We start from the raw sequence: 12,379 nt of genomic DNA on the forward strand, positions 1-12,379 counted from the left end.
GTTATCTTGGCGTCGGCTGGCCTATACTCTGGCGACGTGAGCTCAGCGCGGGAGTTCGTGCGAGACGCCGGCGACCTGTTCGTCACTGCGGGACGGCTACTGGGTCGTCACTGGCCGGTGCTGCTCAGCCTGGCGCTCGCCGGTATGGCGTTCCGTGGCGCGGCGCTCTGGGCGGCCGTCGAGGTCAGCGATCACGTCAACTGGTTGGGCCACGGGTTGGTGATCCTCGCCCCGCTCGGGTTCCTGGTCGCGATGATCGTGATGTTGCGGGTGTTGCGCCGTGACCTGCCGAATGCCGAGCGAGTGCTGTCCAGCACCGCGCCTGCGGACGCGACGACCGGACGCGAACGCCGCCTGATCGACGTCACCACCTCGATGGTGGTGCCGTTCTTCGCGGTCTACGTCAGCGCCGGGTTGTTGAGCCAGGACGTCGCGCAGTTTCTCAACGAGGCCGGTGTCGACGAACTGAATCAGATCGACTTCTACGGCACGGGTACGGGCCCGGATTTCAGTCGCGTGTTCATCAACAGTGTGTACCTGGTGGCCGGCCTGGTGCTCGCGGCGTGGGTGCTGCGGTTCGCGATCGGTCGCGTCGAAAAGCGCTGGAAATTCCTCGGGTTCGCGGTTCTGGGCGCGCTGGTCGAGGTGTACTGGTCGGCGAATGTCGCCGGCTACATCGATGGGCAGAAGGCGGCGGTCAAAGACTGGCTGCAGAGCCGCGTCGCCGTCGCGCAGGTGACCGACGTCTACGACGGGGTGATCGATCAGTTGGGCCCGCTGTCCCACCCGGTGGATGCCGTCACGACGTGGCTTGTCGGACTTCTGGATTCGATCGACGCGGTGGTGATCCTGCCGTTGGCGTGGATCACCGTCGGCGCGGTGGTGCTCGGTCACAAGCTGGCCCCGCCGCCGCGTTTCGAGCATCCGTGGCTCGATCGGGCCAAGCGGGTGCCGAAGCCGGTGGTGAACACCATCGGCGGGGTAACCGCCGACGTCAGTTCACGTTTCACCGCCCTGTTCGAGGCGCTGCGCACGATGGCCAGGGCCGGTCTGGTGCCGATGCTGCTGTTCGGGCTGGCTTCGCTGGTGGCGCTTCGGATTCCTTACTTCGTCAGCGCGGTGTGGCGTGCGGTGGCCGGTCCCGTCAACAGTGACACGTACACGGCGTGGGCGCCGATCGAAGGCGCCATCGAGGGTGCGCTGATGTTGACGGTGTTGGCCGTGTTGCTGGCGGCCGGTGTGGATCGGATGCTGAAGGCCGTCAGTCCAGCTGCACCGCAAGGTAATTCGGGTTTTCCCACCACAGCAGCACCTGTGTGATCTGCGCGGTGCGTGGCACCACCACGACGGGTTGGGTGGTCCAATTCGGCGGCCGCTGTTCGCCGGGGAGCACGGTTCGCGGTTCGCCGGCGCTTATCGAGGGCGCCGGCCCGGGATGACCCTCCGGCACGCAGGGCCAGATGTTCTGGCTCAGGCCGTTGACGATCGGGCGGTACAGATAGCGGTTGCCGTCCGTGTCGAGCAGCGCCATCCTGCAACCGAACAGCACCTGATCGGGTGCCGCCTCGAAGTCCATGGTGACCCGGATGCCGGTGAGTTCGGACGGCAGTTTGAGCTTGGCCACCTCACCGCGGTCGGGCGGGTCGGTGGCGGTCACCTTGACGCGAAAGCTCCGGGTGCTCTCACCTGTGGCGTCGGAGAAGGATCCGGTCCACGTCACCCACTGGTCGAGGTCACCTGTGGCGGCGGCGTGCCGCAGGTCGGCATCCCACCAATAATCCTGCAGCCGTTGAGCATTCGCGCTGACGGCGAGCACGGCGGTGATCGGCAGGGCGATCAGGCCCCACCGGTTGCGGCGAAGCCAAGCCCTCACGACGCGTCCATCCCGGCCTGGCGGATCTCGACCGTCTCGACGGTGTCCCAGAGGCGTTCGACGTCGCCCGCTCCGATGCCGAGATCGATTCGCGCCACGTCGTCGCGGCGGCGGTCGTCGGCGCTGCGGGCGACCACCAACGTCGCGCCCTGCAGTCCATCTTTCGGCACCTCGAACGGCATCTGCACCCGCCACGGCACCCCGGTCGGCGCCGACTCCCAGCCGTAGCCCGACCTCGGGTCGATCAGGAAGGTGCGGCCGTGGGTGTCCTCGAGCGAGATCCCGGGTTTGGCCAGCGGGCGGCCGCGGGCCACCACGGTGGCGTCGACGATCAGCCACCGGCCCGGTGTGCCCACCTTGCCCCGCGGCGTGTCCAACGACTTTGCGGCATGCACGCCGTCGACGGTGACGTCGGCGTAGACCATGTGCACCCGGTCGCCGACCCCGGCGGAGTGCTCGAACGGCCTCGTGTCGGTGCGGTCGATGGGCAGTGCGGAGTCGATCGCCTGCCCGGCTGCGAGCACGGCCAGCACAGCGACGCCGGTGCCGATCCGAAGCGGCCAGCTCACGACGTTTCCTCGGTGGCATCCGCGACGGGCAGCGTCACCGTCGCGGCTTCGTCGGGATCCTGCCAAGCGAGTTCGTCGGGTGAGATGGTCTCGCCGCGCAGCGTCAACTCGGCCACGCCCAGGCGAAGCTGCCGCGGCGGCGGCCCGCTGAATTCCCATACGGCCGCAAGGTGATAGCTCAGCCCCGGGCTGAGCGTCGAGACGGCGACGTTCGAGTCGGCGTCATACACCGACGGTGTCGCGGGCGCCAGGGCGTCGTCGAGCGCCACCAGATTCCGGTTCAGGTACGACTTCGCGCGCGGCACCGGCGCCAGGTAGTAGGCGCCGACGGACTGGTCGCTGAGGTTCTCGGCGTCGAGGAGCAAGACCATCAAGTGATTGCCTGCGGTGAGCGGTTCGGCCACACCCTCGATCTCGTCGACTGCGACGGCCCGCTTGACGGTCAGCTTGAACGGCTGCGCGGTGATTTCGGTGCCGGGCTCGACGTCGTCGACCCGGTCGGCCAGCGGCACGTGGTCGAGTCCACCGAAGAAACCGGAGACACCCAGCAGTACCGCCGCGATGGGGACGCCGACGCGGGTCGCGGGGCTGGCGGCCAGCCACCGCGTGACGACCCGTCGCGCCCTCACAGCCTCATGACACCAAAACATTTGCGTTTTCACAAACGTCTGTCAGCGGCCCCAGAGACTCGTGAGCGACCGCAAAATGCCGCATTTTCGCGGCGTGTCGCTGTGCAGACACGGTCACTCGCGGGTGAAGAGCGGCCAGGGAGGCGCTGTTTTGGCTGATCGCGACGTGGTCCGCTATTCTTGACCGGTTCCACCAAAGACCGTCGGTCACCGAGTTATCGGTTGAAGGTCCGGACGTATCTGTTGTTCTTCGCGCAAGCGGCTCATCAGATACCCGGCGGCCCACGCAGGAGGACGAGGCTAGTAGCTGTTTCTGCGCGCCCCGACCTGTCTGCGTCGGGGCGTTCGTCATTTCCGGCCACCTTCGGTTGTAGGCGGGACAACCCGATACCAACACGAGGAGGCAATGCATGGCCAAGGCTGACAAGGCCACCGCGGTCGCCGACATCGCCGAGCAGTTCAAGGATTCGACGGCCACCCTGGTCACCGAGTACCGCGGGCTGACCGTCGCCAACCTCAAAGACCTGCGCCGCTCGCTCGGTGATTCCGCCACCTACACGGTCGCCAAGAACACGCTGGTCAAGCGTGCCGCGGCGGAGGCGGGCATCGACGGGCTCGACGACTTGTTCGTCGGCCCGACGGCGATCGCGTTCGTCAAGGGTGAGGCCGTCGACGCCGCCAAGGCGCTGAAGACCTTCGCCAAGGACAACAAGGCGCTGGTCATCAAGGGCGGCTACATGGACGGCCGCGCCCTGAGCGTCTCCGAGGTCGAGCGGATCGCCGATCTGGAGTCGCGTGAGGTGCTGCTGGCCAAGCTGGCCGGCGCGATGAAGGCGAACCTGTCCAAGGCTGCTGGCCTGTTCACAGCCCAGCAGGCGCAGGCAGCCCGGCTGTTCGCGGCACTGCAAGAGAAGAAAGCCGCCGAGGCACCCGCCGAGGCCGCATCCGAGAGCCCGGCGCCGTCCGACGACGCTGCCGAATAACCCGACCACCAACCCAGCACGTAAGTAAGTAAGGAAGGACCAATCATGGCCAAGCTGTCCACCGATGACCTGCTCGACGCGTTCAAGGAATTGACGCTGCTCGAGCTCTCTGAGTTCGTCAAGAAGTTCGAGGAGACCTTCGAGGTCACCGCCGCCGCCCCGGTCGCCGTTGCGGCTGCCGCTCCCGCCGCAGGTGGGGCCGCCGCCGAGGCCGCCGAGGAGCAGTCGGAGTTCGACGTCATCCTCGAGGGTGCCGGCGACAAGAAGATCGGCGTCATCAAGGTCGTCCGCGAGATCGTCTCCGGCCTGGGCCTCAAGGAGGCCAAGGACCTGGTCGACAGCGCTCCCAAGCCGCTGCTCGAGAAGGTCGCCAAGGAGGCTGCCGAGGAGGCCAAGGCCAAGCTCGAGGCCGCAGGCGCGACGGTCACCGTCAAGTAAGGGCAAACCCTTACGTCGGCTGAGCCGACAAAAACCCTTAGGGTGTGGGGCGGATCTGGCAAACAGGTCCGCCTCACATTCGTCTATGCGGGGTGGTTACGGTTCATCTAGAGACCATCACAATGTGACGGCAGACGTGTGTCGTGGTCAGAAGGCGTAAGCTACAGTGACTCAAGCCACAGGCGGGAGGGCATGTGGCGGGCAGCGTAATACTTGGCGGAAGGATCGCGCGTGGGCATCGGAATTCAAGTTGAGGGACTGACCAAGTCCTTCGGGGCCCAGCGAATTTGGGAAGACGTCACCATGGAGATCCCGGCCGGTGAGGTCAGCGTCCTGTTGGGCCCGTCGGGTACCGGCAAGTCGGTCTTTCTGAAGTCCCTGATCGGCCTGTTGCGCCCGGAGCGCGGCAAGATCATCGTCGACGGCACCAACATCATCGAGTGCTCGGCCAAGGAGCTCTACGAGATCCGCACGCTGTTCGGCGTGATGTTCCAGGACGGCGCGCTGTTCGGCTCGATGAGCCTGTATGACAACACTGCTTTCCCCTTGCGTGAGCACACCAAGAAGAAGGAAAGCGAGATCCGCAACATCGTCATGGAGAAGCTGGAACTCGTCGGCTTGGGTGGTGACGAGAACAAGTTCCCCGGCGAGATCTCCGGTGGTATGCGCAAGCGCGCCGGTCTGGCCCGCTCGCTGGTGCTCGATCCGCAGATCATCCTGTGCGACGAGCCGGACTCCGGTTTGGACCCGGTGCGTACCGCGTATCTGTCGCAGTTGCTGATCGACATCAACGCCCAGATCGACTGCACGATCCTGATCGTCACGCACAACATCAACATCGCCCGCACGGTGCCCGACAACATGGGCATGTTGTTCCGTAAGCACCTGGTCATGTTCGGTCCGCGTGAGGTGCTGTTGACCAGTGACGAGCCCGTCGTCCGCCAGTTCCTCAACGGCCGCCGGATTGGGCCGATCGGGATGAGTGAAGAGAAGGACGAATCGACGATGGCTGAAGAGCAGGCCATGGTCGACGCTGGTCATCACGACGGCGGTGTCGAGGAGATCGAGGGTGTGCCGCCGCAGATTCAGGCGACACCCGGTATGCCCGAACGCCAGGCCGTTGGTCGTCGTCAGGCACGGGTGCGCGAGCTGATGCACACGCTGCCGCCCAAGGCACAGGCGGCGATCCGCGACGACCTCGAGGGCACCCACCAGTACTCGGCGTCGGAGTTCGGTAATGAAGCGACCGCGCGGCACCGCAACATCGACGACGACGCCCCGACCGGGGCGATCCCTCGAGTCGAGAGGTAGCCGTTGACGGCAGAGCAAAAGATCACGTTCTGCCGTATCTGCGAGCCGCTGTGCGGCATGGTCGCGACCGTCGACGACGGTCGGCTGGTGTCGCTGCGCCCCGACAAGGACCATCCGCTGTCCGCCGGTTTCGCCTGCCAGAAGGGCATCGCGTTCACCGAGGTGGTCAGCGACCCCGACCGCGTCACGACGCCGCTGCGCCGCGGGCCCAATGGCTTCGAACCGGTCGGCTGGGACGAGGCGATGACCGACATCGCCGCCAGGCTGACCGACATCCACCGCAGGCACGGCGCAGGCGGTGTCGGCTGGTACTACGGCAATCCCGGTGCGTTCAGCTATTCACACACCCTGGGCCTGAACACCTTCATGCTCGGCCTCGGGCCGCACATGCACGTGTTCACCGCAGGCTCCCAGGACGTCAACAACCGCTTCGTCGCCAGCCAGCTGCTGTACGGCTCGCCGCTGGCGCTGCCGGTGCCCGACGTCCTTCGCACTGATCTGCTCGTCGTCATCGGCGCGAACCCGGTGGTGTCGCACGGCAGCGTGCTGACCGTGCCACGGATCAAGGACCGGATGCACGACATCGTCAAGCGCGGCGGCCGGGTGGTCGTCGTCGATCCGCGCAAGACCGAGACCGCCGCGCAGTTCGAATGGCTGGGCATCATTCCCGACGGGGACGCCTTCCTGCTGCTGTCGCTGTTGCATGTGCTGTTCGGCGAGAACCTCGCCGACCGCGCGACTCTGGGCCGCCAGGCCGACGGGGTGGCGTGGCTCGAGCAGTTGGCCGCGCCGTTCAGTCCGGAGGCCACCGAATCGCGCACCGGCATCGACCCCGACACCGTGCGCGCACTGGCCCGCGACCTGGGCCGCACCCCGCGGGCGGCGGTGTACGGCCGCGTCGGCACCAGCACCGGCGAAAACGGCACGCTGACAACGTATTTGCTCGACGCAGTGAACCTGGTCGCGGGCAACCTCGACCGGCCAGGCGGCAGCATGTTCGGCACCTTCGGCATGCCGGGGGAGCGTTGGGCGATGAAGGCCCTCGGCGCGCTGCTGCGAACCACCTACACCCGCAGACGGTCCCGGATCGGCGGCTTCCCGTCGGTGCTGCTGTCCGAGCCCGCAGGTGTGATGGCCAAGGAGATCACCACACCCGGCCGCGGCCAGGTGCGGGCGTTGTTCGTCAGCGCGGGCAACCCGGTGCTGTCGGTGCCCAACGGCGATGAACTGGAGACAGCGCTGGATTCCCTCGAGTTGATGGTCGGCATCGACCTCTACGTCAACGAGACGCTGGCGCACTGCGATTACGTGCTACCCGCCGCGACCATGTACGAACGCGATGACTTCCCGCTGCCGTTCCAGACGTTGCAGCTCACCCCGTTCCGCCAGGCCACCGAGGCCGTCGTCGCGCCTGCCGGGCAGGCCCGCGCCGAATGGCAGGTGATCGACGACCTGAGCCGCCGGATGTGGCGCCGCACGCCGGGACTGGCCGCGTTGGCGGTCGCCCGAAAGATGTTCGGGCTGTTCGGTGTTCGGCTGACGCCGCGGGTACTGGTGGACGCGGTGATCCGGTTGAGCGAGGGCGGCGACCTGTTCGGGTTGCGCCGCGGCGGGCTCACCTTCTCCCGGCTGACGGCCGAGCATCCGCACGGCAAGGTGCTGGCGCGCAACCTGCGCGACGGTGTGCTGCGCAAGGTCGTCGTGTATCGCGGCGCGAAGATGCGGCTGCGCCACGACGAGATCGCGGCCGAGGTCGCGGCGCTGACAAGCAGGCAGGTTCCCGACGGCTATCCCATGCGGCTGATCGGCATGCGCGAAACACGTTCGGAGAACACGTGGATGCACAATGCGCCGCTGTTGATGCGTGGCGAGCGCATCCAAGCCGCGCGCATGCACGTCGACGATGCCGCCGCGGCCGACATCGTCGACGGTGACAGGGTGCGGATCGCCTCGCCGCACGGTGAGATCGAACTGCCCGTCGTGGTCACCAAGGACATCGTCGCGGGCGTCGTCGCGGTGCCGCACGGCTGGGGCCACAAAGGCACCGGCGGTTGGCGCGTCGCCAACGCGGCGGGCGGCGCCAACGTCAACCGGCTGATGTCGAGTGCGCCGGAGGATCTGGAGAAGCTGGCGGGGATGGCCCGGTTGACCGGCGTGCCCGTACGGGTCGATCGCGCGTAGCCGTGGCCGCCGGACGCCTTGACGGTAAGTCGACCGTGATCACCGGCGCTGCGTTGGGCATCGGCAGGGCGACCGCCGAGGCCTTCGCTAGGGAGGGCGCACGGCTGGTCCTGACCGATGTGCAGGAGCAGCCTCTGCTCGGCCTGGGCGACGAATTACGTGCCCGCGACGCACAAGTCGAGACGGTCGTCGGCGACGTCTCGGTCGAGGCGGACGCGCGTCGGATGATCGCCGCGGCGGTCGATCGATTCGGTCGCCTCGACGTGTTGGTCGCCAACGCAGGCGTCATCCCGCTTGGCGACGCGTCGGAGATGACGACTGCCGACTGGGACAACGTGATGGCCGTCGACGGCCGCGGCATGTTCCTCACCTGCAAGTTCGCGATCGAGGCGATGGCGGCGGCCGGCGGTGGCGCCATCGTCTGCCTGTCGTCGATCTCCGGTGTGGCCGGGCAGAAGCGGCAGGCCGCCTACGGGCCTGCGAAGTTCGTCGCCACGGGGCTGACCAAGCATCTGGCCGTCGAATGGGCCGACCGCGGCATCCGGGTCAATGCCGTTGCCCCTGGCACGATCCGCACCGAGCGCGTCAGGCAACTCCGCGACGAACCGGGCGGCGCTGACTATCTCGCGCAGATCGAGCGGATGCATCCGATGGGCCGCATCGGCGAACCGGCCGAGGTCGCCAACGCCGTCGTCTTCCTCGCCTCCGCCGACGCCTCCTTCATCACCGGCGCCGTGCTGCCGGTCGACGGTGGCTACCTCGCACAGTAGCCGTCAAATTCGTTGTGCGACAGCGGCTTCCACCGCACGATCAAGGAATTCCTGCGGCACCTCCTGCCATTCGGTGCGCCACCAACCGGAGCGTTGGTCGGCTTGCAGTTCGGTCAGCACCGTGGCGACGTACGGGCCGCCGTCGACGAGGTAGCGCAGCATCTGCAACTGGGCGCACTGGGCGGCGACGGCAGCGATGACGACCTTGGCTTCGTCGACGTGGCCCGCCGCGGACAAGGCCGCACCGAGCAGGCGACGCGCGCGCAGCAGCGCCTGCGGCCGGTTGGGTGACGACGTCCGGTCGACCCACTCCTGCGCCCACCGGCAGGCCCGCTCCTTCGAGTCCTGATCGTCGGCGGCCATCAACACCCGGATCGCCGACGCCTCCTCGAACTGGACGGTGATCTCGTCGATCGCATCGACCGGTTGCCTGCGGTGTTCGTAGGAGGTCGCGGGCCACGGGGCGGCATCCGGAAGCGACACCAGCCCGAGGCGGGTGCGCTCGTGTTCGGCCATCGCGCGCAACCGGGGCAGCGAAAGGGTGCGGCCGATGCGGATGGCCTCGTCGAGGCGTTGCGACGCCGCATGCCGGTCGCCCTGCAGCGCCTTGATCCTGGCGGCGATCACGTAGCGCGCGATCTTGAAGTCGACCGAGCCACCCTCGGGACCGAGCTTGTAGCCCTCTTCCAGGAGGCGGTCGGCCTCCTCGAGATCGCCTCGCTCGTAAAGCAATTCGCCCAGCGCCGAGCTCGCCAACCTGGCGGTGTAGGAATGGCTGCCGCCTGACCGCTTCGCGATCTTGAGCGCCTTGCGGAAGCAGGCTTCAGCGGTCGGGTTGTCGAGCATCAATCGGTGCGCGAGCCCCGTGTAGCAGAGGCCGTGCACCAAGTTGAAGGTGTCGCCTTTGCGTTCGGCGTACGGCGCCGCCCACGCCTGGATCCGGTTCACCTCGTCGAGGTTGTAGTGATACGCCGCGGCGAAGGTCGACACGGTGGCCGCCACCCCGACGGCGAACGGGCGCTGGCTGTCCCGGCGCGCCAGACACAATGCGATGTGCTCGTCGATACCCGCGAGCCGGTCCGAACGCAGGTCGGCGACCCCGCGTACGACGCCGGCTTCCGCGCGCAGATCCGCGATCTCCTCGTCGCCGAAGCCACACTTCGTCAGCCCGGCTTCCATCAGCTCCAGCGCCTGGTTGGCCGCCGGGATCCGGTGCAGCACGATGTTCGCCCACGCCAGCGCCAGCTGCAGCCGCGGGTCGGTGCGCACTATCGCGGCGGGCAGCTTGCCGATCAACCCGATCAACGTCGCCATTTGCGAGTTCGCCACCAGATCGATGCCGTCGTTCTCGACGAGCTGCACCGCCCGCGCGTCATCACCGGCCGCCAACGCGTGATCGACTGCCTCGCTGACCATCTGGTGCTCGGCGAACCACGTCGACGCCACGGTGTGCAACCGGGTGACCCGCGCCGGATCGTCGCGGCTCAGCCGGTGCCGCAGGAAGTCGCCGAACAGTTGGTGGTAGCGAAACCATTGATCGTCGAGCCGACGCAGGAACAGGTCGCGCTCCTCGACCTGCTCCAGCATGGCCTGGCCGTCCGGCACACCGGACAACGCCGACGCCAGGCCGCCGCAGATCCGTTCGGTGATCGAGGTGGCGAGCAGGAAGTCGAGCATCGACGGTTCGAGGGTGTCCAGCACGTTCTCCGCGAGGAACTCGCTGATCGCGTGGTGGCGGCCCGTCATTGTGCCGATCAGTTGGACCGGGTCGTCGCGGCCGCGCAGCGACAGCGTCGCCAGTTGCAGCGCGGCGACCCAGCCGTCGGTCTTCGCGGTCAGCTCCTCGACGTCGGCGCGGTCGAGATCCAGCCCGCCCAGCTCCACCAGGAAGTTCTCCGATTCGGCCACGTCGAAACGCAGTGCGGTGGCGTCGATTTCGAGCAACTCGTCCTGCATCCGCATCCTGCTCATCGGCAAACCGCTCTGGCTGCGGCTGGTCACCACGACCGACAGGTCGTCGGAGGCATAGACGAGCAGGTACAGCAGCGCCCCGATGGTCGCCGGGTCGGTGACCCGGTGCCAGTCGTCGATCACCAGGGTCATCCGGGCGCCACTCTGGTGGATCTCGTTGATCAGCGACGTCAGCACGTACCTTTCGGCTTCGTCGCCGTGCTCTTCCAGCACCTCGCCCAATTCGCTTGCCAGCGTTGGCGTTACCGTGCGAATGGCCTCGATGAGATGAGACAGGAACCAGACGACGTTGTTGTCGTCGTGGTCGACGGTCAGCCACGCCACGTCCACACCCTCGGCGGTCAGCTGCTTGGCCCACTGCGCGGCGAGCGTGCTCTTCCCGAAGCCGGTCGGGCCGTGAATCACGGTGAGCTTCTTGTGTCGCCCGGCCCGCAACGCCTCGATCAGCCGGGCGCGATGGACCAACTCCTTCGTCGACACCGGCAGCTGGAACCGGGTGGCAGGCGCGGGTGGGGTCAGTACGCGCGCCGGGTAGCTCGGCGTGCCCGTCGAACGCGCCGGGTTGTAGCGGATGATCGGGGCGGGCGTCGGCACCGGCATGTCGTCGACGGGCAGGCCGTGCATCCGCTGCACCTCGCGCAACTGTTCGCCGAACGCCTCGGCCGTCGGCGGCCGATCCTCGATGTTGCGCGACATGGCCTGCTCGATCACCGCGCACACGTCGGTGGGCAGGCCGGAGTCGCGCAGGCTGGGCATCGGGTGCCTGGTGATCCGTAGGAACTGCGCGACCATCTGCTCGCCCTTGCGACGTTCGAACACCGCGTGGCCCGTGCCCGCGCAGAACAACGTCGCCGCCAGACTGTAGACATCCGACGTCGCGTCCGGTTGCTCCCCGAGCAGCACCTCCGGTGCGGTGTAGGCAGGCGAACCCATCACCGCACCGTCGCCCGTCTCGAATCCGCCGACGATGCGGGCGATTCCGAAATCCGTCAACGCCGGTTCGCCGTACTCGGTCAGCAGGATGTTCGCGGGTTTGACGTCGCGGTGCAGGGTTTCGCGTCGGTGAGCGGTTTCCAACGCGCCCGCGACCTTGACGCCGAGGTGCAGCGCGTCGGCCCACCCGAGCGGCCCGTTGTCGTGGATCTTGCCCTCCAGCGAACCGTGCGGGTGGTACTGCATCACGATGTACGGCCTGCCGGTGGCGGTCGTGCCGACCTGAAAGATGGTCACGATGTGCGGGTGCCCGGACAGCTTGCCCATCGCGACCTGTTCGCGCATGAACCGCTCCAGGTTGTCGCGCTCCAGATCCGCGGTCAGCACCTTCACCGCGACGACGCGATCCAGTTCGGGCTGACTGCAGCGATAGACGACACCGAAGCCGCCGCGGCCGATCTCCACGGGATCGGAGAAACCGGCAGCCATCAATTCCGCCGGCACCCCGGCGTGCACATCCCCCTGTGTTGGCAGTGGGTCGTTCGTGACCATCGGTCGTCCCGGTATCGGCGCCGCCACGACGTCGTCATGGCCGGTGACCTGAGCATAAACCGATCCGACCCGACCCGACCGAGGATGAGATAACGCCGGCTACGCAGTTGCTTCTGCAACAAACCGGCCCGCCGTCTGACAACGCGCGTTACCTTTGCGCGGACGGGGA

At 67.3% G+C, this 12,379-nt stretch carries 10 protein-coding genes; 6 read left to right on the forward strand and 4 right to left on the reverse strand.

Going from position 1 to position 12,379, the window contains the following annotated elements; all coding sequences use genetic code 11:
- Positions 1 to 36 precede the first annotated feature (36 nt).
- On the forward strand, positions 37 to 1,320 hold the full coding sequence (locus tag C1A30_RS10490; protein WP_101948245.1) for a hypothetical protein: 1,284 nt from the start codon (positions 37 to 39) through the stop codon (positions 1,318 to 1,320).
- Here the strand turns inward: C1A30_RS10490 and C1A30_RS10495 are convergent.
- The 3 genes from C1A30_RS10495 to C1A30_RS10505 are packed head-to-tail and all read right to left on the reverse strand — an operon-like array spanning position 1,262 to position 3,071.
- The gene (locus tag C1A30_RS10495) at positions 1,262 to 1,873 is read right to left on the reverse strand and encodes a hypothetical protein (protein WP_101948247.1); all 612 of its coding nucleotides are present in this window, start codon (positions 1,871 to 1,873) and stop codon (positions 1,262 to 1,264) included. The two genes, C1A30_RS10490 and C1A30_RS10495, sit on opposite strands and share 59 nt — an antisense overlap.
- Positions 1,870 to 2,442 (reverse strand): hypothetical protein, encoded by a 573-nt coding sequence (locus tag C1A30_RS10500; protein ID WP_101948249.1) that lies wholly within the window; start codon positions 2,440 to 2,442, stop codon positions 1,870 to 1,872. Before C1A30_RS10500 ends, C1A30_RS10495 begins: the two co-directional genes overlap by 4 nt.
- Positions 2,439 to 3,071, reverse strand: coding sequence for a hypothetical protein (locus tag C1A30_RS10505; protein ID WP_101948250.1), 633 nt, complete (start codon positions 3,069 to 3,071; stop codon positions 2,439 to 2,441). Before C1A30_RS10505 ends, C1A30_RS10500 begins: the two co-directional genes overlap by 4 nt.
- A gap of 410 nt (positions 3,072 to 3,481) precedes the next feature.
- Here C1A30_RS10505 and rplJ point away from each other — a divergent pair, with 410 nt between their 5' ends.
- The 5 genes from rplJ to C1A30_RS10530 all read left to right on the forward strand — a co-directional run bounded on the left by rplJ (position 3,482) and on the right by C1A30_RS10530 (position 8,754).
- Positions 3,482 to 4,054, forward strand: a complete 573-nt coding sequence (rplJ, locus tag C1A30_RS10510; RefSeq protein ID WP_067804225.1) for a 50S ribosomal protein L10 — start codon at positions 3,482 to 3,484, stop codon at positions 4,052 to 4,054.
- A 45-nt stretch (positions 4,055 to 4,099) separates the two neighbouring features.
- Positions 4,100 to 4,492, forward strand: coding sequence for a 50S ribosomal protein L7/L12 (gene rplL / locus C1A30_RS10515; RefSeq protein WP_101948252.1), 393 nt, complete (start codon positions 4,100 to 4,102; stop codon positions 4,490 to 4,492).
- 231 nt (positions 4,493 to 4,723) lie between these two features.
- Positions 4,724 to 5,803 carry an ABC transporter ATP-binding protein gene (locus C1A30_RS10520; RefSeq protein ID WP_101948254.1) on the forward strand — a complete coding sequence of 360 codons (1,080 nt, stop codon included), beginning with the start codon at positions 4,724 to 4,726 and terminating at the stop codon, positions 5,801 to 5,803.
- A gap of 3 nt (positions 5,804 to 5,806) precedes the next feature.
- On the forward strand, positions 5,807 to 7,984 hold the full coding sequence (locus C1A30_RS10525; protein WP_101948255.1) for a molybdopterin-dependent oxidoreductase: 2,178 nt from the start codon (positions 5,807 to 5,809) through the stop codon (positions 7,982 to 7,984).
- Positions 7,985 to 7,986: 2 nt separating this feature from the next.
- Complete coding sequence (locus C1A30_RS10530; protein ID WP_101948257.1) at positions 7,987 to 8,754, forward strand: SDR family NAD(P)-dependent oxidoreductase; 768 nt, start codon at positions 7,987 to 7,989, stop codon at positions 8,752 to 8,754.
- Positions 8,755 to 8,757: 3 nt separating this feature from the next.
- Here C1A30_RS10530 and C1A30_RS10535 read toward each other — a convergent pair whose 3' ends face one another.
- Positions 8,758 to 12,210, reverse strand: coding sequence for a serine/threonine-protein kinase (locus C1A30_RS10535; RefSeq protein WP_101950114.1), 3,453 nt, complete (start codon positions 12,208 to 12,210; stop codon positions 8,758 to 8,760).
- Positions 12,211 to 12,379 lie beyond the last annotated feature (169 nt).

The sequence above is a fragment of the Mycobacterium sp. 3519A genome (genome assembly GCF_900240945.1).
Taxonomy (GTDB): Bacteria; Actinomycetota; Actinomycetes; order Mycobacteriales; family Mycobacteriaceae; genus Mycobacterium.

Bases quoted from the DNA above. Each gene is read 5' to 3' on its own strand.
- rplJ (WP_067804225.1), top strand. From the start codon at position 3,482: ATGGCCAAGGCTGACAAGGCCACCGCGGTCGCCGACATCGCCGAGCAG.
- rplL (WP_101948252.1), top strand. From the start codon at position 4,100: ATGGCCAAGCTGTCCACCGATGACCTGCTCGACGCGTTCAAGGAATTG.
- C1A30_RS10535 (WP_101950114.1), bottom strand. From the start codon at position 12,210: ATGGTCACGAACGACCCACTGCCAACACAGGGGGATGTGCACGCCGGG.